Annotated in this window: 23 protein-coding genes and 1 other RNA gene; 18 read left to right on the forward strand and 6 right to left on the reverse strand. The window is 57.8% G+C overall.

What is annotated here, in order from left to right; all coding sequences use genetic code 11:
• The first annotated feature begins 9 nt into the window (after positions 1–9).
• Genes KK102_RS13945 through KK102_RS13965 form a run of 5 tightly spaced genes read left to right on the forward strand, consistent with a single transcriptional unit; the run spans position 10 to position 5471 of the window.
• Positions 10–780, forward strand: a complete 771-nt coding sequence (locus KK102_RS13945; protein WP_216357834.1) for an alpha/beta fold hydrolase — start codon at positions 10–12, stop codon at positions 778–780.
• A complete protein-coding gene (locus KK102_RS13950; protein WP_216357835.1) occupies positions 764–1558 on the forward strand; it encodes an SDR family oxidoreductase in 795 nt (264 codons plus the stop codon). The genes KK102_RS13945 and KK102_RS13950 overlap by 17 nt, the downstream gene beginning before the upstream one ends.
• Positions 1559–1567: 9 nt before the next feature.
• The gene (locus tag KK102_RS13955; protein ID WP_216357836.1) at positions 1568–2338 is read left to right on the forward strand and encodes an aspartate dehydrogenase; all 771 of its coding nucleotides are present in this window, start codon (positions 1568–1570) and stop codon (positions 2336–2338) included.
• Between the two features lie 9 nt (positions 2339–2347).
• The gene (locus KK102_RS13960; protein WP_216357837.1) at positions 2348–3817 is read left to right on the forward strand and encodes an aldehyde dehydrogenase; all 1470 of its coding nucleotides are present in this window, start codon (positions 2348–2350) and stop codon (positions 3815–3817) included.
• 13 nt (positions 3818–3830) lie between these two features.
• Positions 3831–5471 carry a thiamine pyrophosphate-binding protein gene (locus KK102_RS13965; protein ID WP_216357838.1) on the forward strand — a complete coding sequence of 547 codons (1641 nt, stop codon included), beginning with the start codon at positions 3831–3833 and terminating at the stop codon, positions 5469–5471.
• Positions 5472–5559: 88 nt separating this feature from the next.
• On the opposite strand, the gene KK102_RS13970 is transcribed toward KK102_RS13965, so the two are convergent.
• Both KK102_RS13970 and loiP read right to left on the reverse strand, forming a co-directional pair.
• Complete coding sequence (locus KK102_RS13970) at positions 5560–6828, reverse strand: OprD family outer membrane porin (protein ID WP_216357839.1); 1269 nt, start codon at positions 6826–6828, stop codon at positions 5560–5562.
• Positions 6829–7038: 210 nt separating this feature from the next.
• Positions 7039–7797, reverse strand: a complete 759-nt coding sequence (loiP, locus tag KK102_RS13975) for a metalloprotease LoiP (protein WP_010435388.1) — start codon at positions 7795–7797, stop codon at positions 7039–7041.
• 272 nt (positions 7798–8069) lie between these two features.
• On the opposite strand from loiP, the gene tkt reads away from it, so the two are divergent.
• From tkt to KK102_RS14010, 7 genes are all read left to right on the forward strand, one after another.
• Entirely contained in the window at positions 8070–10061 is a 1992-nt protein-coding gene (tkt, locus tag KK102_RS13980) for a transketolase (RefSeq protein WP_216357840.1), read from the forward strand.
• A 326-nt stretch (positions 10062–10387) separates the two neighbouring features.
• Entirely contained in the window at positions 10388–11407 is a 1020-nt protein-coding gene (gene epd, locus KK102_RS13985; RefSeq protein WP_126544984.1) for an erythrose-4-phosphate dehydrogenase, read from the forward strand.
• A 49-nt stretch (positions 11408–11456) separates the two neighbouring features.
• A complete protein-coding gene (gene pgk, locus KK102_RS13990; protein WP_126544983.1) occupies positions 11457–12620 on the forward strand; it encodes a phosphoglycerate kinase in 1164 nt (387 codons plus the stop codon).
• Positions 12621–12712: 92 nt separating this feature from the next.
• A complete protein-coding gene (gene fbaA, locus KK102_RS13995) occupies positions 12713–13792 on the forward strand; it encodes a class II fructose-bisphosphate aldolase (protein ID WP_008499731.1) in 1080 nt (359 codons plus the stop codon).
• Positions 13793–13978: 186 nt separating this feature from the next.
• Positions 13979–14833: a small-conductance mechanosensitive channel MscS gene (locus KK102_RS14000; RefSeq protein WP_216357841.1), complete on the forward strand. Its 855-nt coding sequence runs from the start codon at positions 13979–13981 to the stop codon at positions 14831–14833.
• A 145-nt stretch (positions 14834–14978) separates the two neighbouring features.
• Positions 14979–15614, forward strand: coding sequence for an arginine exporter ArgO (argO, locus tag KK102_RS14005; RefSeq protein WP_003860085.1), 636 nt, complete (start codon positions 14979–14981; stop codon positions 15612–15614).
• Between the two features lie 93 nt (positions 15615–15707).
• Positions 15708–16439 carry an oxidative stress defense protein gene (locus tag KK102_RS14010; protein ID WP_126544981.1) on the forward strand — a complete coding sequence of 244 codons (732 nt, stop codon included), beginning with the start codon at positions 15708–15710 and terminating at the stop codon, positions 16437–16439.
• 42 nt (positions 16440–16481) lie between these two features.
• Here KK102_RS14010 and argP read toward each other — a convergent pair whose 3' ends face one another.
• Positions 16482–17375 (reverse strand): DNA-binding transcriptional regulator ArgP, encoded by an 894-nt coding sequence (gene argP, locus KK102_RS14015; protein ID WP_126544980.1) that lies wholly within the window; start codon positions 17373–17375, stop codon positions 16482–16484.
• A 127-nt stretch (positions 17376–17502) separates the two neighbouring features.
• Here argP and rpiA point away from each other — a divergent pair, with 127 nt between their 5' ends.
• Both rpiA and serA read left to right on the forward strand, forming a co-directional pair.
• The gene (gene rpiA / locus KK102_RS14020; RefSeq protein WP_003860091.1) at positions 17503–18162 is read left to right on the forward strand and encodes a ribose-5-phosphate isomerase RpiA; all 660 of its coding nucleotides are present in this window, start codon (positions 17503–17505) and stop codon (positions 18160–18162) included.
• Between the two features lie 266 nt (positions 18163–18428).
• Entirely contained in the window at positions 18429–19661 is a 1233-nt protein-coding gene (serA, locus tag KK102_RS14025; protein WP_032643292.1) for a phosphoglycerate dehydrogenase, read from the forward strand.
• A 154-nt stretch (positions 19662–19815) separates the two neighbouring features.
• On the opposite strand, the gene KK102_RS14030 is transcribed toward serA, so the two are convergent.
• The 3 genes from KK102_RS14030 to zapA all read right to left on the reverse strand — a co-directional run bounded on the left by KK102_RS14030 (position 19816) and on the right by zapA (position 20991).
• Complete coding sequence (locus KK102_RS14030) at positions 19816–20412, reverse strand: 5-formyltetrahydrofolate cyclo-ligase (protein WP_216357842.1); 597 nt, start codon at positions 20410–20412, stop codon at positions 19816–19818.
• A gap of 24 nt (positions 20413–20436) precedes the next feature.
• A non-coding RNA gene (gene ssrS / locus KK102_RS14035) (6S RNA) lies at positions 20437–20620 on the reverse strand.
• A gap of 41 nt (positions 20621–20661) precedes the next feature.
• Positions 20662–20991, reverse strand: a complete 330-nt coding sequence (gene zapA / locus KK102_RS14040) for a cell division protein ZapA (protein ID WP_006811891.1) — start codon at positions 20989–20991, stop codon at positions 20662–20664.
• A 167-nt stretch (positions 20992–21158) separates the two neighbouring features.
• Here zapA and KK102_RS14045 point away from each other — a divergent pair, with 167 nt between their 5' ends.
• The 4 genes from KK102_RS14045 to ubiI are packed head-to-tail and all read left to right on the forward strand — an operon-like array spanning position 21159 to position 25472.
• Complete coding sequence (locus tag KK102_RS14045; protein ID WP_211446507.1) at positions 21159–21737, forward strand: YecA/YgfB family protein; 579 nt, start codon at positions 21159–21161, stop codon at positions 21735–21737.
• A 31-nt stretch (positions 21738–21768) separates the two neighbouring features.
• Positions 21769–23082, forward strand: a complete 1314-nt coding sequence (gene pepP / locus KK102_RS14050; RefSeq protein WP_216357973.1) for a Xaa-Pro aminopeptidase — start codon at positions 21769–21771, stop codon at positions 23080–23082.
• Entirely contained in the window at positions 23079–24257 is a 1179-nt protein-coding gene (gene ubiH / locus KK102_RS14055; protein WP_216357843.1) for a 2-octaprenyl-6-methoxyphenyl hydroxylase, read from the forward strand. Before pepP ends, ubiH begins: the two co-directional genes overlap by 4 nt.
• 12 nt (positions 24258–24269) lie before the next feature.
• Positions 24270–25472, forward strand: coding sequence for an FAD-dependent 2-octaprenylphenol hydroxylase (gene ubiI, locus KK102_RS14060; RefSeq protein WP_126544978.1), 1203 nt, complete (start codon positions 24270–24272; stop codon positions 25470–25472).
• Positions 25473–25694 lie beyond the last annotated feature (222 nt).

Consider the following 25694-nt stretch of genomic DNA (forward strand, 5'->3'; position numbering starts at 1 on the left):
GGGGGCATGATGACGGGTTTTCGTGAACAGGGAAGCGGCATCCCGCTGATGCTGCTGCACGGTATCAGCTCCGGCGCGGCCTCCTGGCACAAGCAGATGGCGCTGGACGGCTTTCGCGTGCTGGCGTGGGACATGCCCGGCTATGGCGAAAGCCCGATGCTGGCGGTTGAGCGGGCAAACGCGGGGGATTACGCCGACGCGCTGGCGGCGATGCTTGACCGCGCGGGCGTCTGGCAGGCGGTGCTGGTCGGCCATTCGCTCGGCGCACTGGTCGCCAGCGCCTTTGCGGCGAAGTTCCCGGATCGCGTCATCCATCTGGTGCTGGCGGACGCCGCGCAGGGCTACGGCAATGCCGCACCGGCGCAGCGCGTGCAGGTCTGGCGCAGCCGCGAACAGCAGATGGCATTGGGCGGTGAGATCCTCGCCCAGACCCGCGCCGTGAAACTGCTGCGCCCCGGCGCGCGAGAGGAAGATGTTGCCACCGTGGCGGCGGGCATGCGCACGCTGCGCCCGGAAGGCTACCTCGCGGCCGCGTGGATGCTGGTGCACGACGACATTCACGGCTGGCTTAAGCGCTTCCCGGGCAATTTTGAAGTCTGGTGCGGCGAGCAGGATGCCATCACCCAGCCGGAGCTGGTGCAGGGGCTGGCGCTGCGCTACGGCATGCCGTTTATCGCGATCCCGCAGGCCGGACACGCCAGCTATCTCGACAACGACGCGTTTTTTAACCAACAGCTTTTACGCATTAACGAAGAGGTGCGCGATGAATGCACACATTGACGGCCGCGTGGCGGTCGTTACCGGCGGTTCGTCCGGCATTGGCTTTGAAACGCTGCGCCTGCTGCTGGGCGAGGGGGCAAGGGTCGCCTTCTGCGGCCGCGATCCGGACCGGCTCGCCAGCGCCCACGCGGCGCTGCAAAACGAATACCCCAACGGGGAGATTTTCTCTTATCGCTGCGACGTGCTGAACGCCGACGAGATTCAGGCCTTCGCGGACGCGGTGCAGGCTCGCTTTGGCGGGGCGGATATGCTGATTAACAACGCCGGGCAGGGCTACGTGGCGCACTTCCACGACACCCCGCGTGAGGCGTGGCTGCACGAGGCCGAGCTGAAGCTATTCGGGGTGATCAACCCGGTGCAGGCGTTTCAGCCGCTGCTGGAGCAGTCCGACATCGCCTCCATCACCTGCGTGAACTCCCTGCTGGCGCTGCAGCCGGAGGAGCACATGATCGCCACCTCCGCCGCCCGCGCCGCGCTGCTGAACATGACGCTTACGCTCTCGAAAGAGCTGGTGGGCAAAGGCATCCGCGTCAATTCCATTCTGCTCGGCATGGTGGAATCCGGCCAGTGGCAGCGCCGCTTTGAGAACCGGACGGACAAAAGCCAGAGCTGGCTGGCATGGACGGCGGAGATCGCGCGCAAAAGAGGCATTCCGATGGCGCGCCTCGGCAAGCCGCAGGAGCCCGCGCAGGCGCTGCTGTTTCTCGCCTCGCCGCTGGCCTCGTTTACCACCGGCGCCGCGCTGGACGTTTCCGGCGGCTTCTGCCGCCATCTGTAAGGACGCATCATGAAAAAGGTAATGTTAATTGGGTTTGGCGCCATGGCGCAGGCGGTGATTGAGCGCCTGCCTGCGGGCGTCGCTATCGGCTGGATTGTGGCGCGCGAGTCTCACCATGCAGCGATCCGCGCGCAGCTTGGCGAGGATGTGGTGGCGCTGACCTCCCCGACGGAGTGCGCGCATAGGCCCGATCTGGTGCTGGAGTGCGCCAGCCAGCAGGCGGTGGCGCAGTATGGCGAAGCGATTTTAAGACGCGGCTGGCATCTGGCGGTGATCTCCACCGGTGCGCTGGCGGACAGCGTGCTGGAGCAGCGGCTGCTTGCGGCGGGAGGCAAACTGACGCTGCTCTCCGGTGCGGTTGCCGGTATCGACGGGCTGGCGGCGGCGAAAGAGGGCGGGCTTGAACGCGTGACCTACCGGTCGCGCAAAAGCCCGGCCAGCTGGCGCGGCAGCTACGCCGAGCAGCTTATCGATCTCAATTCTGTTTCTGAAGCAAAGGTCTTCTTCGAGGGCAGCGCCCGCGATGCGGCGCGCCTGTTCCCCGCCAACGCCAACGTGGCGGCAACCGTGGCGCTCGGCGGCGTCGGGATGGATGACACCCGCGTGCAGCTGATGGTCGACCCGTTAACGAAACGCAATACCCACACGCTGCACGTGGAAGGATTGTTCGGCGAGTTCCATCTTGAGCTGAGCGGGCTGCCGCTGGCTTCTAATCCTAAAACCTCCACCCTGGCGGCACTGAGCGCGGTGCGCGCCTGCCGTGAACTGGCCCTGAGCTGAGGAGTGACGATGGACGATCTGAAGATTTTTATCGGCGGCCAGTGGCGGCGCGGCGGCGGCAGCCCGATGCAGAGCCACTTCCCGGCTGACGGGTCCATTAACGCTACGCTGAACGCGGCAAGTCTCGACGATCTGCAGGAGGCGATTGAGGCCGGAGATCGCGCCTGGCGCGATCCCGCGTGGCGCGGTTGCCTGCCGCACGTTCGCGCAAAGATCCTGCATAAGGTTGCCGATCTGATTGAGTCCCGCGTGGATGAACTGGCGCAGATGCAGAGCCGCGATAACGGCAAGCCGCTGGCGGAAGCGCGCGGGCTGGTAATGAGCGCGGCGGGAACGGCGCGCTATTTTGCCGCCGCCTGCGAGCTGCTGGAGGGCGAGCTTCCCACGCCGCGCCAGCCGGATCTACTGACGCTGAGCCGCTATGAGCCGCTCGGCGTGGTGGCCGCCATCACGCCGTGGAACTCGCCGATTGCCAGCGAGATGCAGAAGGTCGCGCCTGCCATTGCCGCGGGTAACGCGGCGATCCTCAAGCCCGCAGAAGCCACGCCTCTGATGGCGCTGGAGCTGGCGCGGATTTTTGAACAGGCCGGGCTGCCCGCCGGGCTGCTGAGCGTCCTGCCGGGCAAAGGCTCGGTGATTGGCGATGCGCTGGCGCGTCATCCTCGCGTGCGCAAAATTTCCTTTACCGGCGGCACCACCACGGGCCGTCATCTGGCGCACGTGGCGGCGGAAAAGCTGATCCCGGTCTCGCTGGAGCTGGGCGGGAAGTCCCCGACCATCGTGCTGGAAGATGCCGACCTCGAGCAGGCCGCGCGCGGGATCTGCTACGGCATTTTCAGTTCGGCGGGGCAGGCGTGCATTGCCGGATCGCGGCTGTTCATTCACGAGAGCATTTACGCGCCGCTGATGGCGCGGCTGCTGGAGTTAACTCGCGGGCTGCGCGTCGGGCACCCGTTTACCGACGGCGTCCACGTGGGGCCGCTGATCGGCGACGGGCATCGTCAGAGCGTGCAGGCGTACGTTGAGCAGGCGAAGCGCGAGGGGGGCCGCGTGCTGTGTGGCGGGGAGATCCCGGCGGATCCTGCTCTGGCAAACGGCAGCTTCTTCCTGCCCACGATTATCGAGGGGCTGAGCAACAGCGCCCGCGCGTGTCAGGAAGAAATCTTCGGCCCGGTGCTGGTGGCGATGCCGTTTCGCGATGAAGCGGCGCTTATTCGCGAAGCGAACGACTCGGTTTATGGCCTGGCTGCGGGGATCTGGACGCGCGATACCGGGCGTGCCCTGCGGTTAAGCGACCAGCTGGAAGCGGGAACCGTGTGGATCAATACCTACAAAGTTTTTGCCATTTCGACCCCGTTCGGGGGCTTTAAAGAGAGCGGTCTGGGCCGCGAAAAGGGTATTCAGGGGCTAAAAGCCTGGATGCAGCAAAAGAGCATTTATCTGGCGACGGGTAATAGCGTCAACCACTGGTGCGACTGAGAAAGGGTGAGCAATGAGCGAAATGATAACCGTCGGCGACGCCATCGCCAGAACGCTGGAGCAGTATCAGGTTGAGGCCATTTACGGCGTCATCTCCATTCACAACCTGCCGATCGCGGATGCGGTTGGGCAGCGGGGCAATATCCGCTTCGTGCCCGCGCGCGGCGAGGCGGGATCCGTCACCATGGCCGACGCCCACGGGCGCTTTTCCGGCCTCGGCGTGGCGCTGACGAGCACCGGCGCGGGCGCGGGTAACGCCGTAGGTGCGCTGGTGGAAGCGATGAACGCCTGCACGCCGCTGCTGCATTTAACCGGGCAGGTAGAGAAAGCCTGGCTGGATGCCGACACCGGGTTTATCCACGAAACCCGCGACCAGTTGACCTTCCTGAAGGCCAGCTCAAAGCGGGCGTACCGCATCAGCAACGCTAACCAGGCGATGGCCATTCTGCATAAAGCCATTCAGGAGGCGCAGACGCCGCCGTGCGGGCCGGTCTCTGTGGAAATCCCGATTGATATTCAGGGTGCGAAAATTCCGCTGTCGCTGGTGACGAAACCGGTGAAACCGGCTTCGGTTCCAGCCGTCGATCCCATGACGGTTGATGCGCTGTGGACGCAGCTTAAGCTGGCAAAACAGCCGCTGTTGTGGCTGGGTGGCGGGGCGCTGGGAAGCGCTGACGCGGTGAAAACGCTGGCGGATGCGGGCGTGACGGTGATCTCCAGCACCCACGCGCGCGGCGTGCTGCCGGACAGCCATCGTGCCAGCCTGCGGGCGTTCCACAACTCGCCGTCGGTGGAGGCGCTTATCGCGCAGTGCGATTTTACGCTGGTCGCTGGTTCACGCCTGCGCAGCAACGAAACCCGTTCCTGGACGCTTGAGCTGCCGCATCCGCGCGTGCAGATTGATATCGACCCGGCGGCGGCAAGCCGTAACTACCTGATGGACAACACGCTGGTCGCCGACTGTTCCGCGTTGCTTGGCGCGCTTGCAGACAAAATTCAGGGCCGCGAGTGGGGCAACGCACAGTGGGATACGCAGGTGCAGCAGGCGGTTGAGCAAGCCGAGCAGGGGCTGCGCGAGCAGTGCGGCGCCTACACGAAGCTCAACGACGCTATCGAGAAGGCGCTGCCGAAGGATGGCCTGCTGGTGCGCGATATCACCGTGTCCGGCAGCCTGTGGGGGAGCCGACTGTTCCGCGCCAACGGACCTCTGATGAACATTCACTCTCTGGCCGGGGCGATTGGCATGGGGCTGCCGATGGCGATCGGCACCGCGATTGCTAACCCGCAGCGCAAGGTGGTGGGGCTGGTGGGCGACGGCGGCCTGAGCCTGAATTTAGGCGAGCTGGCGACGCTGGCGCAGGAAAAAGCCAACGTGACGCTGTTGATCATGAACGACGGCGGCTACGGCGTGATGCGCGGTATTCAGGATAAGTATTTCGGCGGGCGGCAGTATTACAACGAGCTGCATACCCCGGACTTCACCCTGCTGGCACAGGCAATTGGCCTGCAGGCGTGGAGCGTCGAGCGGGCAGAGGACTTTGATGAGGTGATGACGGAGGCGCTGGCGATGCCGGGGCCGTCGGTGGTGGAAGTGCTAATGGGGCAGATTGGCGCGCTGAAGTTTGCCGGGCCGCCGCAGAAGACGCTTTACTAGCTGTTTCCCCTCACCCCAACCCTCTCCCACAGAGAGAGGGAGAAAACTGTAGGCCGGGTAAGGCGAAGCCGCCACCCGGCTTTTTTCATCAGAACACGTTAAACGGGTATTCCACGTAAGCGCGGATCTCATCCCCGCCCACATTGTAATCGCTGGCGTTGCTGGAGACGCGCAGTACGGAGTAGCGCAGGCGCAGCGTCAGGTCTTTTGCCGGGCCATCCTGTACCTTGTACTGGATCTGGTTAAACCACTCGTGCTCTTTGCCGTTGCTGGTTTCAGACGTTTTAATGTTGTCGCCACGCACGTAAGCGGTGGTCCAGCTCAGGCCCGGCAGGCCGAGGCCGCCGAAGTCCAGACCGTAAGAGGCCTGCCATGAGCGCTCGTCTTCACCGTTGAAATCAGACCAGTAGGAGTTCGCCAGCCAGATGGTGTTGCCGCCGTCCCCCACGCCGCCCTGGTCGCGATAGCCGCCGTAGTTGTAGCCGGTGCTGCCGCTGCTCTGCTGGTACGCCACCTTGAAGGTATGAATATCCCAGATGTAGCTCGCCGCCAGGCTCCAGATGGTGTTGCTGCGGCCCGTGTCGAGGCTGTCCGCGTAGCGCTGATCCAGTCGCGAATTGTAGCCGTTGAAATCAAGCACCAGCTGCTGTCCGGTGCTGAACGGCTGTTTGAAGTTCATGCCGAGATACTGCTTATTCATCACCTCTTCATTATGAGAGGCGTACAGCGCGCCGCTGAACTGGTCGTTGAACCGGTAGCTTGCGCCGCCGAAGGAGAGGCTCTTCAGCCCGCTGTCGTGGCGGTCATCGCTTTTACGCTGCTCGTCGGTGAAGTAACCGGCGTTCACTTCCAGACCGTCGATCTCTTTCGAGGTCAGCAGGGTGCCGGTGTAGCTTTCAAACAGCAGGCGGGAGCTGTCGGATGTAATGATTGGCAGCTCAGGACGCTGGTTCCCGTAGCTCAGCACGGTATTGGAGATGCGCATTTTGGCCGTGGCGCCAAACTTTGCCAGATCGGATTTTGCCCGGCCGTCGTCTTCCTGCTTAAAGAAGTCGATGCCGCCCGCGCCGCTCTTGCCGCGGCCACCGTCCAGACGCACGCCATACTGGGCGATACCGTCCACGCCGAAGCCCACCGGCCCTTCGGTATAGCCGGATGCAAAGGTGGCAATGATGCCCTGGCCCCATTCGGCTTTATCCTGCTGGCCCTGATGGTAATCGCGGCTGATATAGGCATTACGTAAAAACAGATCCAGATGGCTGTCGTCAATAAAACCCTGGCTGTCGGATTGCTGGCTTGCTGCGGCAGGTAATGCGGCGAATAAACTTAACGCAACTAATGATAATTCTTTTTTCACGGAGGGAACGTCTCTGTCTGGATATATTAATTTGAATGATTGCGTGGTTGATAATTACCGGAAATATTAACGATTGCAATAAATATGTGACCAGACGTTTCAGGGGCTAAATGCAGATGTGGCGGGGCTTGCTGGCGAGTTACCGATATGTGCTTTTAAATTAGCAATTCATGCGAAATAAAAGGGAGGCAAATATGCCTCCCGGTAAAATTATTTAATTCCGTCTGCGGCCATACGGTCGCGAATATGTTGTGCGCGTTCTTCCGAGGCCGGGTGATCGTCAAACATCGAGCTTTGGCGACCCGCCTCCAGCTTGGCCAGTTTTTCGAAGCTGGTGGCTAAACCTGATGGATTAATGCCGCGTTTGCGCAACAGATCGTAGGAGTAGTCGTCCGCTTCGGACTCCTGACGCTGGGAGAACTGGGAGTTAACCAGCTTTTCACCGACGTCGCCAAGCTGTGACTGCGACAGGCTGCCAACGATACCGCCCGCTGAGGCCGCCGCCGCACGAACGGCGTTGGTGCCTAACGCAACCTGCATCCCTTTCTTCACGTGGCCGAGCGCAACGTGGCCCATTTCGTGGCCGATAACCGCTTCCACTTCGTTGTCGGTCATCATGTCCATCAGCCCGCTATAGACGCGAATGCAGCCGTTCGCCATGGCGAAGGCGTTCACGTCTTTCGCCATGTAAACCTTGTAGTTCACCGGCTGGCCGTTGATGTTGTCGCCCAGCGCGGATGCAATCTTATTCAGACGCTGCGTGTAGGTACTGTTAGCCGGGGCAAGCGTGGCTTTTCCGTCCATATCCTTACACGCCTGATCGCTCAGCGCTTTTACCTGCGCGTCGCTCAGGGAATAGGCCTGAAAGGCTTCCGCGCCTGAGGTCATCAGACCGTTAGAATCCATATTCTGACAGCCGCTCAGCAGGAGCGTCGTACCCAGGGCCAGCACTATTGCACGCATTTTCATGAGGTTGCTTCCGTACTCGTTAATCTGAATAAAATCCGAAAAGTGCACCGTCAGCGAAGCCGGTGTCGGGCTAAGTATAAGGAATATCGACAGGGGCGGGCGAGGAGATTGCGCAACATGCGAGCATGATCCAGAGATTTCTTAACGAGCAAAAGAATGGTCCATGTACATGGCATGCGGCTTGGGTTACATTGTTGGCACTTTTTTCCGGCGTAGCCCAAAACGCGCTGTCGTCAAGGGCATGGCCTTTAACAGTCCGATCTGGAGTTAAAATGTCCTCACGTAAAGAGCTTGCTAATGCTATTCGTGCGCTGAGCATGGATGCAGTACAGAAAGCCAAATCTGGCCACCCAGGGGCTCCTATGGGTATGGCTGATATCGCCGAAGTCCTGTGGCGTGACTTCCTGAACCACAACCCGCAGAACCCGTCATGGGCTGACCGCGACCGCTTCGTGCTGTCCAACGGCCACGGCTCTATGCTGATCTATAGCCTGCTGCACCTCACCGGCTACGATCTGCCAATCGAAGAGCTGAAAAACTTCCGTCAGCTGCACTCCAAAACGCCAGGTCACCCGGAAGTGGGTTACACCGCGGGCGTCGAAACCACCACCGGCCCGCTGGGTCAGGGTATTGCTAACGCAGTCGGTATGGCGATTGCGGAGAAGACGCTGGCGGCGCAGTTCAACCGTCCTGGTCACGACATCGTTGACCACTTCACCTACGCGTTCATGGGCGACGGCTGCATGATGGAAGGCATTTCTCACGAAGTGTGCTCCCTGGCAGGTACCCTGAAGCTGGGCAAACTGGTTGCGTTCTATGACGACAACGGTATCTCCATCGACGGTCACGTTGAAGGCTGGTTCACTGACGACACCGCAGCACGTTTCGAAGCCTACGGCTGGCACGTTGTGCGTGGCGTTGATGGCCACGATGCTGACTCGATTAAACGTGCAGTAGAAGAAGCGCGCGCTGTGACGGACAAACCGTCCCTGCTGATGTGCAAAACCATCATCGGCTTCGGTTCGCCGAACAAAGCGGGTACGCACGACTCCCACGGCGCGCCGCTGGGCGACGCGGAAATCGCACTGACCCGCGAAGCGCTGGGCTGGAAACACCCTGCATTCGAAATCCCATCTGAGATCTACGCTCAGTGGGATGCAAAAGAAGTGGGCCAGGCGAAAGAAGCGGCGTGGAACGAGAAGTTCGCGGCTTATGCGAAAGCCTTCCCACAGGAAGCGGCTGAATTCACCCGTCGTATGAAAGGTGACATGCCGTCTGACTTCGACGCGAAAGCCAACGAGTTCATCGCTAAGCTGCAGGCGAACCCGTCTAAAATCGCGAGCCGTAAAGCGTCTCAGAATGCGATTGAAGCGTTTGGTCCTCTGCTGCCTGAATTCCTCGGCGGCTCCGCTGACCTGGCACCATCTAACCTGACCCTGTGGTCCGGTTCTAAGCCAATCAACGAAGATACTGCCGGTAACTACATCCATTACGGTGTACGTGAATTCGGTATGACCGCGATCGCCAACGGTATCTCGCTGCACGGTGGTTTCCTGCCGTACACCTCTACCTTCCTGATGTTCGTTGAATATGCACGTAACGCCGTGCGTATGGCCGCGCTGATGAAACAGCGTCAGGTGATGGTCTACACCCACGACTCCATCGGTCTGGGCGAAGATGGCCCAACTCACCAGCCGGTAGAGCAGGTCGCTTCCCTGCGCGTGACCCCGAACATGAGCACATGGCGTCCATGTGACCAGGTTGAATCCGCGGTGGCGTGGAAATACGGCGTTGAGCGTCAGGACGGTCCAACCGCGCTGATCCTCTCCCGTCAGAACCTGGCACAGCAGGAGCGTACGCCTGAGCAGCTGGCGAACATCGCTCGCGGTGGTTACGTGCTGAAAGATAGCGCGGGCCAGCCAGAGCTGATCTTCATCGCCACCGGTTCTGAAGTTGAACTGGCTGTTGCAGCGTGGGAAAAACTGACTGCCGAAGGCGTGAAGGCGCGCGTGGTCTCCATGCCGTCTACCGACGCGTTCGACAAGCAGGATGCCGCTTACCGTGAATCCGTGCTGCCTAAAGCGGTTTCCGCTCGCGTGGCAGTGGAGGCGGGTATCGCTGACTACTGGTTCAAATACGTGGGCCTGAACGGTGCCATCGTCGGTATGACCACCTTCGGTGAATCTGCTCCGGCAGAGCTGCTGTTCGAAGAGTTTGGCTTCACCGTTGAGAACGTTGTCGCTAAGGCGAAAGAACTGCTGTAATTGCCGTTTTGCCCGGTGGCGCTGACGCTTACCGGGCCTACAAATGGCACGAAAGTAGGCCGGGTAAGCGCTAGCGCGTTACCCGGCTTTTTTGTCGGCACTATTCCATCAAAAATGTGATGCAAGTCATATAGCTCGCTTATTCATCTGGACAGACATTCCTTTTATTCCTCAATTCGCTTATTCTTGCTGAAGCGTTTCAGTCGATTAAATGTTCGACAATTGACCAATCAATCGCAGTTTGTGACAGCAAGGATTCCCCTTCGGGCGTCGCTGGATTACTCTTTCAGCCACCTCAAACTCAGGGATTGCTTTGCAGGAGATCTATGACCGTACGCGTAGCGATTAATGGCTTCGGTCGCATCGGGCGCAACGTGGTTCGTGCTTTATATGAATCCGGGCGTCGTGCGGAAATAACCGTGGTAGCAATCAACGAACTGGCGGATGCTGCGGGCATGGCGCATTTGTTGAAATATGACACCAGCCACGGACGCTTTGCCTGGGATGTTCGCCAGGAAAGAGATCGTCTGTTTGTCGGCGACGATGCCATCCGCGTACTGCATGAGAGCAGCATCGCAGGGCTACCGTGGCGTGAACTTGGTGTGGATATCGTGCTTGACTGTACCGGCGTTTACGGCAGCCGCGAACATGGCGAAGCGCATCTGGCCGCAGGTGCAAAAAAAGTCCTGTTTTCTCACCCCGGCAGTAATGACCTCGACGCGACCGTTGTGTTTGGCGTCAACCAGCATGAGCTGCTGACCGAACACCGCATTGTTTCCAACGCCTCCTGTACCACCAACTGCATTATTCCGGTCATCAAACTGTTAGACGATGCGTATGGCATTGAATCCGGCACCGTGACCACGATTCACTCCGCCATGCACGATCAGCAGGTTATCGATGCCTACCATCCGGATTTACGACGCACTCGCGCAGCGAGCCAGTCAATCATCCCGGTGGATACGAAACTGGCGGCGGGGATCACCCGAATTTTCCCGCAGTTTAACGACCGTTTCGAAGCGATTGCCGTGCGCGTTCCGACGATTAACGTCACCGCAATCGATCTCAGCGTGACGGTGAAAAAACCGGTAAAAGCCTGCGAAGTCAATCTGTTGCTGCAAAAAGCGGCACAGGGTGCATTTCATGGTATAGTTGACTATACGGAATTACCGTTGGTCTCAGTAGATTTTAACCACGACCCGCACAGCGCCATCGTCGATGGCACGCAAACGCGCGTCAGTGGGGCGCACCTTATCAAGACGCTGGTTTGGTGTGATAACGAATGGGGCTTTGCTAACCGAATGCTCGACACCACGTTAGCAATGGCCGCTCAAGGTTTCAGGTAAGACGCATCGTGCGTCTGCAAAACTTTAAGAATCAACGAGAGGATTCACCATGTCTGTAATTAAGATGACCGATCTGGATCTGGCTGGTAAACGCGTTTTCATCCGTGCCGATCTGAACGTACCGGTTAAAGATGGCAAAGTGACCAGCGACGCGCGTATCCGTGCATCTCTGCCAACCATCGAACTGGCTCTGAAGCAGGGCGCTAAAGTGATGGTCACTTCCCACCTGGGTCGTCCAACTGAAGGCGAGTACAACGAAGAGTTCTCTCTGCTGCCGGTTGTTAATTACCTGAAAGACAAACTGTCCAGCCCGGTTCGCCTGGTGAAAGATTATCTGGACGGCGTTGACGTTGCAGCCGGTGAACTGGTTGTTCTGGAGAACGTTCGCTTCAACAAAGGCGAAAAGAAAGACGACGAAGCACTGTCTAAAAAATACGCTGCACTGTGCGACGTATTTGTGATGGATGCATTTGGTACGGCTCACCGTGCTCAGGCGTCTACTCACGGTATCGGTAAATTCGCAGACGTAGCCTGTGCCGGTCCTCTGCTGGCTGATGAACTGGAAGCGCTGGGTAAAGCACTGAAAGAACCTGCTCGCCCAATGGTCGCTATCGTGGGTGGTTCTAAAGTTTCTACCAAACTGACCGTTCTGGATTCCCTGTCTAAAATCGCTGACCAGCTGATCGTTGGCGGTGGTATCGCGAACACCTTCGTTGCTGCTCAAGGCCACAACGTCGGTAAATCCCTGTACGAAGCGGACCTGGTTGACGAAGCCAAACGCCTGCTGACTACCTGTGATATCCCTGTTCCAACTGACGTTCGCGTCGCGACCGAGTTCTCCGAAACCGCAACCGCGACCCTGAAATCTGTTAACGACATCAAAGATGAAGAGCAGATTCTGGACCTGGGCGACGTTTCTGCACAGAAACTGGCTGAAATCCTGAAAAACGCAAAAACTATCCTGTGGAACGGTCCTGTTGGCGTGTTCGAATTCCCGAACTTCCGCAAAGGTACCGAGACCGTTGCTAACGCAATCGCAGACAGCGAAGCGTTCTCTATCGCAGGCGGTGGTGACACCCTGGCAGCAATCGACCTGTTCGGTATCGCTGACAAGATCTCCTACATCTCCACTGGTGGCGGCGCATTCCTCGAATTCGTGGAAGGCAAAGTACTGCCAGCAGTAGCAATGCTCGAAGAGCGCGCTAAGAAGTAAGCCATTCAAGGGCAGGGAAACCTGCCCAATTTTCAGCGCGCTTATAAGAGCACGCACCTTTTCTAACGGCCGAAGATACAGGACTAAGCAACATGTCTAAAATTTTTGATTTCGTAAAACCTGGCGTTATCACTGGTGATGACGTACAGAAAGTGTTCCAGGTAGCTAAAGAAAACAACTTCGCTCTGCCAGCAGTTAACTGCGTGGGTACCGACTCCATCAACGCCGTACTGGAAACTGCTGCTAAAGTTAAAGCTCCAGTTATCGTTCAGTTCTCTAACGGCGGCGCTGCGTTCATCGCAGGTAAAGGCGTGAAAACTGACATTCCTCAGGGTGCTGCAATCCTGGGTGCTATCTCTGGTGCGCACCACGTACACCAGATGGCTGAACACTACGGTGTTCCAGTTATCCTGCACACTGACCACTGCGCGAAGAAACTGCTGCCGTGGATCGACGGTCTGCTGGACGCGGGTGAAAAACACTTCGCGGCAACCGGTAAGCCACTGTTCTCTTCTCACATGATCGACCTGTCTGAAGAGTCACTGCACGAAAACATCGAAATCTGCTCCAAATACCTGGCGCGCATGGCCAAAATGGACATGACCCTGGAAATCGAACTGGGTTGCACCGGCGGTGAAGAAGACGGCGTGGACAACAGCCACATGGACGCTTCTGCACTGTACACCCAGCCAGAAGACGTTGATTACGCTTACACCGAGCTGAGCAAAATCAGCCCACGCTTCACCATTGCAGCGTCCTTCGGTAACGTACACGGCGTTTACAAACCAGGTAACGTGGTTCTGACCCCAACCATCCTGCGTGATTCTCAGGAATACGTTTCCAAGAAACACAACCTGCCGCACAACAGCCTGAACTTCGTCTTCCACGGCGGTTCCGGTTCTTCTGCTCAGGAAATCAAAGACTCCGTAAGCTACGGCGTAGTGAAAATGAACATCGATACCGACACCCAGTGGGCAACATGGGACGGTATTCTGCAGTACTACAAAGCGAACGAAGCTTACCTGCAGGGCCAGCTGGGCAACCCGAAAGGCGAAGACCAGCCGAACAAGAAATACTACGATCCACGCGTATGGCTGCGCGCTGCCCAGACGTCCATGGTGACCCGTCTGGAGCAGGCATTCAAAGAACTGAACGCGATCGACGTTCTGTAATTTGAGCTGCTAACAGCATCAGAAGGCCCGCAAATGCGGGCCTTTTTTTATGCTTTTTCAATACCCTGCCGGACCGGTTTTTGTGATCTGTTTGGCAATACTTGCGCTTTTTGTTTACCCTTTACGGACCTGCCTGTCTCCATGGGGGATGGATTTTGTGTTTTGGTTTAACAAAAGGAAGAATAAATGGAACAACTCGATGTTGTAGACAGCATCAATCACGCCGGTAACTGGCTGGTGCGTAACCAGGCGCTGCTGCTGAGCTATGCCGTGAACATCGTCGCGGCGATTGCCATCATCATCGTCGGGATGATCGTGGCGCGTATCGTATCTAACGCGGTTAACCGCGTCATGCTGGCCCGTCACATTGACGCCACGGTGGCTGACTTCCTCTCCGCACTGGTGCGTTATGGCATTATCGCCTTTACGCTGATTGCGGCGCTGGGTCGCGTGGGCGTGCAGACAGCATCCGTCATCGCCGTGCTCGGTGCGGCTGGTCTGGCTATTGGTCTGGCACTGCAGGGCTCACTTTCAAACCTGGCGGCAGGCGTTCTGCTGGTCACCTTCCGTCCGTTCCGCTCGGGTGAATACGTTGACCTTGGCGGCATTGCCGGAACCGTGCTGCAGGTGCAGATTTTCTCAACCACCTTGCGTACCGTCGATGGCCGTATCGTGGTGGTACCGAACGGGAAAATCATCGCGGGCAACATCATTAACTTCTCCCGTGAACCGGTGCGTCGTAATGAGCTGATTATTAGCGTGGCCTATGACTCCGACATCGATCAGGTCAAATCGCTGATTAGCAATATCATTACTTCAGACGATCGTATTCTGAAAGATAAAGAGCAGACGGTTCGCCTCAACGAGCTGGGCGCGTCATCCATTAACTTCGTGGTGCGTATCTGGAGCAAAAGCAGCGATCTGCAAAACGTCTACTGGGACGTGCTGGAGCGCATTAAGCGCGAGTTTGACGCCAACGGCATCAGCTTCCCGTACCCGCAGATGGACGTAAACGTCAAAAAAGTAAAAGAAGCCGAATAACGTCTCCCGTAGGCCCGGTAAGCGCTAGCGCCACCGGGCTTTTATTTTATTAGCCATGCTAATACCCAATTAATATTATCAATTTCCTCTAATGTAATTCGCGCAGTATAGTCGGCTTCCAGAACAACACTGCGAGAAAATCGTCATGCTATCTTATTATTTTCAAGGGCTTGCCTTAGGTGCGGCCATGATCCTTCCGCTCGGCCCGCAAAATGCGTTCGTGATGAACCAGGGCATCCGCCGCCAGTATCATTTGATGATTGCCCTGCTGTGCGCGGTAAGCGATTTACTGCTGATCTGTGCCGGAATTTTTGGCGGCAGCGCATTGCTGATGCAGTCTCCCTGGCTGCTGGCGCTGGTCACCTGGGGCGGCGTGGCGTTTCTGCTGTGGTACGGATTCGGCGCGCTGAAAACGGCGATGAGCAGCAACCTCGAACTGGCGAGCGCGGAGGTCATGAAGCAGGGCCGCTGGAAGATTATCGTCACCATGCTGGCGGTCACCTGGCTGAACCCGCATGTTTATCTGGATACTTTCGTGGTGCTGGGCAGCCTGGGCGGACAGCTGGACGTTGAGCCGAAACGCTGGTTTGCACTCGGTACGGTCAGCGCCTCCTTCCTCTGGTTCTTCGGTCTCGCCATTCTTGCGGCGTGGCTTGCACCCCGTCTGCGTACGGCCAAAGCCCAGCGCATCATTAATACTCTGGTGGGGCTGGTGATGTGGTTTATTGCTTTCCAGCTGGCAAAAGAGGGCATTCATCATGTGCAGGGATTGTTCAACTAAGCGTTTGTCTTATGGACATCTGTACAAGACCCGCTAAGCTTGCTGGCATGCGCCCTGATGTTGGGGCACTCTTCGCAACATGGAGGAATGACAGTGAAGTTCAAAGTGATGGCCCTGGCGGCATTAGTGAGTTTAGGTGCGGTGTCGGTGCAGGCAAATGAATTGCCAAATGGCCCGCACATCGTCACTTCAGGCACCGCAAGCGTGGACGCGGTACCGGATATTGCAACCCTGGCAATTGAAGTGAACGTGGCCGCGAAAGATGCTGCTTCCGCTAAAAAGCAGGCTGACGATCGTGTTGCGCAATATCTCTCTTTCCTCGAGCAGAATGGCGTAGGTAAAAAGGATATCAGTTCCGCTAACCTGCGTACCCAACCGGATTACGACTACCAGAACGGGAAAAGCATTCTCAAAGGCTACCGTGCCGTACGCACCGTGGAAGTGACCGTGCGTCAGCTTGATAAGCTGAACTCGCTGCTTGATGGCGCGTTAAAAGCGGGGCTGAATGAAATTCGTTCCGTCTCACTGGGCGTTGCGCAACCAGAGAAATACAAAGACGAAGCGCGTAAAGCCGCGATTGATGATGCAATCCATCAGGCGGAGCAGCTGGCTTCTGGCTTTAAGAGCAAGCTCGGCCCGGTTTACAGCGTGCGTTATCACGTCTCTAACTACCAGCCAAGCCCGATGGTACGGATGATGAAGGCTGATGCAGCCCCGGTGTCCGCTCAGGAAACTTACGAGCAGCCAACCATTCAGTTCGACGATCAGGTGGATGTGGTGTTCCAGCTGGAGCCCGTTGCAGCACAGCCGAAACCGGCTCAGTAATCTGTAGGCCGGGTAAGGCGAAGCCGCCACCCGGCTTATTTTTTAATCCTGTCTCAACACCTTGTGCCCGTACGCCAGCAGCGCGTCGGTGACGTTGCGCATCATACGGCTTTCCGGCGCAAAGCGGTGCCAGTAAAGCATCCTACGCTGATACAGCCCCGGCGTCAGGTCAATCAGCTCACCGCTTTTCAATTCTCTCTCAATCTGCAGGTGCGGGATCATGCAGCAGGTGGTGCCCTGACGCGCAAGCTGCACAAAGGCTTCGGACGAGTTCACGATATGGCACGGCACGCTGCCCGGCGGGAGGTCGAAGTTTTGCTGCAGGAAGGCCTGATGCATATCGTCCAGATGGTCGAACGCCACGGCAGGGGCTTTCAGCAGCGCGGCGCGGGTGACGCCGTTCGGGAAGTAGCGCTCGGCAAAGGCTTTTGAACCGACAAACAGATAATCCAGCGCGCCCAGCTGATCGACAAGACAGCTTGGCAGCGCCTGAGGCTGGATACTGACCGCTCCAACCACTTCACCACGACGCAGACGCTCCTGAGTACGGGTTTCATCTTCTACCTGTAAATTCAGTCGAATAGGGGAGTCGGCCAGGACTGGCGCAAGGGCAGGCAGCAGCCAGGTTGCCAGACTGTCGGCGTTCACCGCCAGCGACAGCAGCAGCGGCGTGGAACCCGTTTGTTCATCACCCAGCCACTCGTCTTCCAGCAGTTCAACCTGACGCAGCAGCGCGAGAAGCTTTTGCCCTTGCTCCGTTGGACGCGGCGGAACGGTACGCACCAGCAGGGGTTGCCCGAACATGTTTTCAAGCTGTTTGATACGCTGTGATACGGCGGACTGGGTGATGCACAGCTTCTGCGCCGCGCGCTCAAAACCGCGTTCACGAATAACCGCATCAAGTGCCTGTAGTGTTCTGTAGTCCGGACGTTTCATTGCTCTGGCTTACTCCTTAATTTTGCTTAATCTGCACTATGACACAATTTTCCCTTCGTGGCAGACGAAATCCATCCGACGTGTTCTATAATGCGGCCTGAGTTTTCACACCACAGGCAAAACGATCATGACGCAGGATGAACTGAAAAAAGCAGTAGGATGGGCCGCTCTCCAGTACGTACAGCCGGGTACCATTGTCGGTGTTGGTACGGGGTCAACGGCGGCACACTTTATCGATGCGCTGGGCACGATGAAGGGGCAGATCGAGGGCGCGGTTTCCAGCTCCGATGCTTCCACGGAAAAGCTGAAAAGCCTCGGCATTACCGTTTTCGACCTCAACGAAGTGGATCGTCTGGGGATTTACGTTGATGGCGCGGATGAGATCAACGGCCATATGCAGATGATCAAGGGCGGCGGCGCGGCGCTGACGCGTGAAAAAATCATCGCCTCCGTTGCGGACAAGTTTATCTGCATCGCAGACGCCTCCAAGCAGGTCGACATTCTGGGCAATTTCCCGCTGCCGGTCGAAGTGATCCCGATGGCGCGTAGCGCGGTTGCCCGTCAGCTGGTGAAGCTGGGCGGTCGTCCGGAATATCGTCAGGGCGTAGTGACCGACAACGGTAACGTGATCCTCGACGTTCACGGTCTGGAAATTCTCGACGCGATTGCGCTGGAAAATGCCATCAACGGTATTCCGGGCGTAGTGACAGTAGGGTTATTCGCTAACCGTGGCGCGGATGTGGCGCTGATCGGCACGGCTGACGGCGTGAAAACCATCGTAAAATGATCTGATGGGGGGAGCCTTCCCCCCGCTAAAAAATTTTTGAAAAGCTAAATTCGGTGACTTGTATCACGTTTTTGAGCCTCCTTTGCCGATCCTGCCACGTTTGTAATTTTCCATAGCATTTTCCTCTGACATTTTGCCCTGGATGACTTTTCTTCAGCGTGCCGACGCAAACGTTCATATTGCTGCAATAGTTTTTTTTGATATGTTGGCTACAGCGGATTCATATCCAGCACAACATCAGTTCAGACAAAAACAGGGTCGGGTAAATGGCAAAGGTATCACTGGAGAAAGACAAGATTAAATTCCTGCTGGTCGAGGGCGTGCATCAAAAAGCAATCGATAGCCTTCGTGCGGCAGGTTACACCAACATCGAATTTCACAAAGGCGCGCTCGATACCGAAGAGCTGAAAGCGTCCATCCGTGATGCCCACTTCATTGGCCTGCGATCCCGTACTCACCTGACTGAAGACGTTATTGCTGCGGCGGAAAAGCTGGTGGCTATCGGCTGCTTCTGCATCGGTACCAACCAGGTTGACCTGAATGCTGCCGCGAAACGCGGTATTCCTGTCTTCAACGCCCCGTTCTCCAACACCCGTTCCGTGGCGGAGCTGGTTATTGGCGAACTGCTGCTGCTGCTCCGCGGCATTCCGGAGGCTAACGCCAAAGCGCACCGCGGCGTCTGGAACAAACTGGCTGCGGGCTCCTACGAAGCTCGTGGAAAAAAACTGGGTATCATCGGCTATGGCCACATCGGAACCCAGCTGGGGATTCTGGCGGAATCTCTCGGTATGCATGTCTATTTTTACGATATCGAAAGCAAGCTGCCGCTGGGCAATGCCACCCAGGTTCAGCACCTGTCTGACCTGCTGAACATGAGTGACGTGGTGAGCCTGCACGTGCCGGAAAACGCGTCCACCAAAAACATGATGGGTGCAGAAGAGCTGGCGCTGATGAAGCCAGGTTCACTCTTGATTAACGCCGCGCGCGGCACGGTTGTCGATATCCCGGCACTGGCGGATGCGCTGAAGCGTAAGCACCTGGCGGGCGCGGCCATCGACGTGTTCCCGACGGAGCCTGCCACCAACAGCGATCCGTTCACCTCTCCGCTGTGCGAGTTCGACAATGTGATCCTGACGCCACACATTGGCGGTTCTACCCAGGAAGCGCAGGAGAATATCGGTCTGGAAGTCGCGGGTAAGCTGAGCAAATACTCCGACAACGGGTCTACGCTCTCTGCCGTGAACTTCCCGGAAGTGTCTCTGCCGCTGCACGGCGGTCGTCGTCTGCTGCACATCCACGAAAACCGTCCAGGCGTGCTGACCGCCATCAACCAGATCTTTGCCGAGCAGGGCGTCAACATCGCCGCGCAGTATCTGCAGACGAACTCGCAGATGGGCTACGTGGTTATTGATATCGAAGCGGATGACGATGTGGCCGAGAAAGCGCTGCTGAGCATGAAGGCCATTCCGGGGACGATTCGCGCGCGTCTGCTGTACTAATTGTGCGGTTTGTGGTGTCGGGTGGCGGCTGCGCCTTACCCGACCTACAACGTATGTACGGTTTGTGTGTCGGGTGGCGCTTACGCTTACCCGACCTACAATGTTCGAGGATTTATGTAGGCCGGGTAAGGCGTAGCCGCCACCCGGCTTTATTCTACCAGGTCCAGGTTTTACTGGGCGTCACCACCGCCGGCAACGGCACATCCCATTTCTCCACCGGCAACGCCTCCACGCCCTGGCAATCATGCGCGTAGCCCACCGGCTGCAACCCATACTGCTGCCAGTTTTGCAGCGTTCTGTCGTAAAAACCACCGCCCATTCCCAGGCGCTGTCCCTGCTCATCAAACGCCACCAGCGGCGTAATCAGCACATCCAGCTGTGACAGCGGGAGCACGTCGCGCACGTCGAGTTTCGGCTCGGTGATTTTCAGGCGATTCACCACCAGCTCGCTGTGCGGGTGGTAGTGCAGAAACAGCAGATTACCGTCGCTAAACGGATGCAGCACCGGCAGATACACCTTCTTCCCGGCTCGCCAGAGCTGTTCTATCAGCGGCTGGGTATCCAGCTCACCATCAAACGACAGGAACAGCGCAACGGTGTGCGCCATCACGACGGGGGGATACGCCATCATACGGGCGGCGGCCTGCTGGGCAAAATGCGCTTGCTGATCGGGGGTTAACGCACGGCGGCGCTGACGAATGAGCTGACGGATATCCTGGCGTGAAGCAGAAACTTCAGGGAATTGAGTCATGGTAGTCGGTAGAAGAAAAGAGAGGGAATCTCCGAGATGCCGCCGCAGGCTGTAACCCTTGAACCCTTGGTTCAAGGTGAATGTGTCGTCATAGTTTTAAGGCTTCTCGGACGGACCGAGCATGCTCACCAACCATGGAGCGCCACATTCTTGTGGTATGAAATATCGGCTCAGGGGACTGGCCCGCTTGCGAACATCTCAGAGAAATTTTGTCTTCACAGTTACTCTACCATAGTCAACTGAGAAGTGTTATTCAAACTTTGGTCCCGGTCTTTCGGGATTGCGACCTTGATCAAGCAATGCCTGTTCAATGGTCTGCTGGAGCATTTTAATGCGCTGCTCCATGCTTGCCGCGTAGTCGCGGGTCTTCGCTTTTTCCTGAGTCAGTTCATAGCTGATGTTCAACGCGGCGATGAAAACCAGCTGCTCAGTATTTGTGACTCTAGTGCGTTCTTTTAGATCTTGCAACCGCTGATTCAAATCGTCCGCAGCCTGATTCAAAGCATCCCTTTGTTCAGGTGGACAATTCACTCGCAGTGAACGACCAAAAATCTGGAGATCGACGGGTTGTGCAGACATGCCACCTTCCTGCTGATTGACTGCGCTGCCTTCGCTTACTGCCCCGGGGGCTGCGAAGGGGCGACACTATAGCTACCCTGATGTGAAGATACAAGCCCTTTTCTGGTATCACCAGGGTCCAAAGTGGTAGCATATCATGAATATCCCCCCAATGATGACGAATGCGCATGTCTATACAGAACGAAATGCCTGGTTACAAGGATTTAAACCAGTTACTGAACCAGCAGGGAGTGGGTTTAACCCCAGCCGAAATGCACGGTCTGATCAGTGGCATGCTGTGCGGCGGAAACAGCGACAGCTCCTGGCAGCCGCTGATCCACGACCTCACGAACGAAGGGCTGGCGTTTGGTCACGAACTGGCAGAAGCGCTGCGTAAAATGCACGCGACGACCAGCGATTCGCTGGAAGACGATGGCTTCCTTTTTCAGCTTTATCTGCCTGAAGGGGACGACGTCAGCGTCTTCGATCGCGCTGATGCGCTCGCGGGTTGGGTAAACCATTATCTGCTGGGCCTGGGGGTGTCTCAGCCGAAGCTCGATAAAGTGACCGGCGAAGCGGGTGAAGCGATCGACGACCTGCGTAATATTGCACAGCTCGGCTACGATGAGGACGAAGACCAGGAAGAGCTGGAAATGTCCCTCGAAGAGATCATCGAGTACGTGCGCGTGGCGGCGCTGCTGTGCCACGACACCTTTACGCGTTCACAGCCGACCGCGCCGGAAGTCCGCAAGCCAACCTTACATTAAGAAAAATAACGCACAGGAGGGTGTCATGGTTATCTCGAATCAAGAGTATTTGCGCCGTCGTCAGGCGCTGTTAGCCAGCATGCAGCCGGGAAGCGCTGCCCTGATTTTTGCCGCGCCCGAAGTGACGCGCAGTGCCGACAGCGAATACCCCTATCGCCAGAACAGCGATTTTTGGTACTTCACCGGGTTTAACGAGCCGGAAGCGGTACTGGTGCTGATCAAGAGCAATGACACCCACAACCACAGCGTGATTTTCAACCGCGTGCGCGATCTGACGGCCGAAATATGGTTTGGCCGCCGCTTAGGGCAAGAGGCCGCCCCGGCGAAGCTGGGCGTTGACCGCGCGCTGGCCTTTAGCGAAATCAACCAGCAGCTTTACCAACTGCTCAACGGTCTGGACGTGCTGTATCACGCCCAGGGCGAATATGCGTATGCGGATGAGATTGTCTTCACCGCGCTGGATAAGCTGCGTAAAGGTTCGCGCCATAACCTGTCTGCTCCCGCCACGCTCACAGACTGGCGCCCGGTCGTGCATGAGATGCGCCTGTTTAAGTCTGAGGAAGAGCTCAGCGTGCTGCGCCGCGCGGGCGAAATCAGCGCCCTGGCCCACACTCGCGCCATGGAAAAGTGCCGTCCCGGCATGTTCGAATATCAGCTTGAGGGCGAAATTCACCACGAATTTAACCGCCACGGCGCGCGTTATCCCTCCTACAACACCATCGTTGGCGGCGGGGAAAACGGCTGCATTCTGCACTATACCGAAAACGAAAGCGCGCTGCGCGATGGCGATCTGGTGCTGATTGACGCCGGGTGTGAGTATCTGGGCTACGCAGGCGACATCACCCGAACCTTCCCGGTGAACGGTAAATTCTCGCCTGCTCAGCGCGAGATTTACGACATCGTGCTCGAATCCCTGGAAACGGCGCTCAGGTTATATCGTCCGGGAACCTCCATTCAGGATGTCACCGGTGAAGTGGTGCGGATCATGATTACCGGTCTGGTAAAACTCGGCATTCTGAAGGGCGACGTCGACACGCTGATTACCGAGAATGCCCACCGTCCGTACTTTATGCACGGCCTGAGCCACTGGCTGGGTCTGGACGTGCATGATGTGGGCGCATACGGTCCCGATCGTTCACGCGTGCTGGAGCCAGGCATGGTGTTAACCGTTGAGCCGGGACTGTACATCGCGCCGGATGCTGACGTGCCGGAACAATACCGCGGGATCGGCATTCGCATCGAAGACGACATCGTGATTACCGAAAACGGCAATGAAAACCTGACCGCAACCGTCGTGAAGAACGCCGATGATATTGAGGCGCTGATGGCAGCGGTACGCGCATGAGTGTGATCATCGTGGGCGGCGGGATGACCGGCGCCACGCTGGCGTTAGCCATTTCGCATTTGACGAAGGGCCAGCTCCCGGTACATCTGGTTGAAGCCGTCGCGCCGCAGGCAAAGCATCATCCGGGTTTTGATTCCCGCGCCATTGCCCTGGCGCAGGGGACCTGCCAGCAGCTATCCCGCATTGGCATCTGGCAGGCGATCGCCGATTGCGCCACGGCGATTAATACCGTGCACGTGAGCGATCGCGGCCATGCCGGGTTTGTAACGCTGGATGCCCATGATTACCGTATCGACGCGCTGGGTCAGGTCGTTGAACTCCACGACGTTGGCCTGCGTCTGTTCCGTCTGCTTCAGGATGCGCCGGGCGTCACGCTACACTGTCCGGCGCGCGTCGCCAGTTTTAGCCGCAGCGAAGACGCGGTGAGCGTAGCGCTCGATAATGGCACCGTTCTCGACGGTCAGCTTCTGGTGGCGGCGGACGGCTCGCGTTCGGCGCTCGGCACGCAGTGCGGCGTAGCGTGGCGGCAGCAGCCTTACGGGCAGGTCGCGGTCATTGCGAACGTCGCGACCGCAGCAGAGCACAACGGCCGGGCGTTTGAGCGCTTCACGCAGCACGGCCCGCTGGCGATGCTGCCGATGTCGGACGGGCGCTGTTCGCTTGTCTGGTGTCATCCGCAGGATAAAGCTGAAGAGGTTCGGGCCTGGTCCGACGAACGTTTTTGTACCGAGCTGCAGAAAGCCTTCGGCTGGCGACTCGGGCGTATTACCCATGCGGGGAAACGTGCAGTCTATCCGCTGTCGTTAACCACCGCATCGCAGTCTGTATCTCACCGCGTGGCGCTGGTCGGCAACGCCGCGCAGACATTACATCCGATTGCCGGACAAGGATTTAACCTTGGGCTGCGTGATGTCATGAGCCTGGCGGAATCGCTGGCGCTGGCATGGGGCGAGCAAAAAGATTGTGGCGCTTATTCGGTACTTAGCCATTACCAGAAGCGACGTCAGGCCGATAAAGAGGCGACAATCGGCGTTACAGATGGTTTAGTACACCTGTTCGCCAATCGCTGGGCACCGCTGGTTGCGGGCCGCAACCTCGGGCTGATGGCGATGGAACTGTTCATTCCGGCACGTGACGTGCTGGCGCAGCGGACCCTGGGTTGGGTCGCGCGTTAAGGAGTTATCACCGTGCAAAATGTTGATGTCGCCATTGTTGGCGGCGGTATGGTCGGGCTGGCGCTGGCCTGCGGTTTACAGGGCAGCGGCCTTCGCGTGGCCGTGCTGGAGCAAAAAGCGCCGCAGCCCGTCGCGCAGGATGCCCCGCCGGAACTCCGCGTCTCGGCGATCAATGCCGCCAGCGAGAAATTGCTGACGCACCTTGGCGTCTGGGCAGATATCGTGGCGCAGCGCGCCAGCTGCTATCACGGCATGGAAGTGTGGGATAAAGACAGCTTTGGTCATATAGCCTTTGACGATGAAAGCATGGGCTATAGCCATCTGGGTCACATCATCGAAAACGCGGTGATCCACCACGCGCTGTGGCAGAAAGCGCAGCAGTGCAGCGACGTGACGCTGGTTGCGCCCGCGCAGATCCAGCAGGTGGCATGGGGTGAAAACGAGGCGTTTATTACCTTACAAAGCGGCGACATGCTGACCGCGCGTCTGGTGGTCGGTGCCGATGGTGCGAACTCCTGGCTGCGCAACAAAGCCGATATCCCGCTAACCTTCTGGGACTACCGCCATCATGCGATGGTGGCAACGATCCGCACCGAAGAGCCGCACGGCGGCGTGGCGCGCCAGATTTTCCACAACGACGGCATACTGGCGTTCCTGCCGCTTGCCGATCCGCACCTGTGCTCGATCGTCTGGTCCCTGGTGCCGGACAAAGCCCGGCAGATGCATGAGGCGACGCCGGAGGCCTTTAACCAGGCGCTGTGCGTGGCCTTTGATAACCGCCTTGGCCTGTGCACGCTTGAAAGCGAGCGTCAGGTGTTCCCGTTAACCGGCCGCTACGCGCGTCAGTTTGCGGCGCACCGTCTGGCGCTGGTGGGGGATGCGGCGCATACCATTCATCCGCTGGCCGGGCAGGGCGTTAATCTTGGCTTTATGGACGCGGCGGAGCTGGTCGAGGAGCTGCGTCGCCTGCATCGCGAAGGAAAAGACATCGGCCAGCATCTCTATCTGCGTCGCTACGAGCGCAGCCGCAAGCACAGTGCGGCGATGATGCTGGCGGGCATGCAGGGCTTCCGCGAGCTGTTTGCCGGGGCAAATCCGGCGAAAAAACTGCTGCGCGATATCGGTCTTAAACTGGCCGATACGCTTCCTGGCGTCAAACCTCAACTTCTCCGTCAGGCGATGGGTCTTAACGATCTCCCTGACTGGCTGCGCTAACTTAGATCCCCGTCACACTTTATTTTCCCGGCCTCTGCGCCGGGGAAATTCCCTCGTTTGAAATATTCTAATTTCACGTCATTTTTCGCATTAGATAATCTAATGTCGCATTTTTCTCGTTACGGAAATTCGGCCCGATTTTCCGCACGAAATATCACCATGTGCTAAATCCTGTTAGATCATTGTTAATTTTGTGCGGGGTTAATCGCATTTTTCCAGTGA

It is taken from the genome of Enterobacter quasimori (genome assembly GCF_018597345.1).
GTDB lineage: Bacteria > Pseudomonadota > Gammaproteobacteria > Enterobacterales > Enterobacteriaceae > Enterobacter > Enterobacter mori.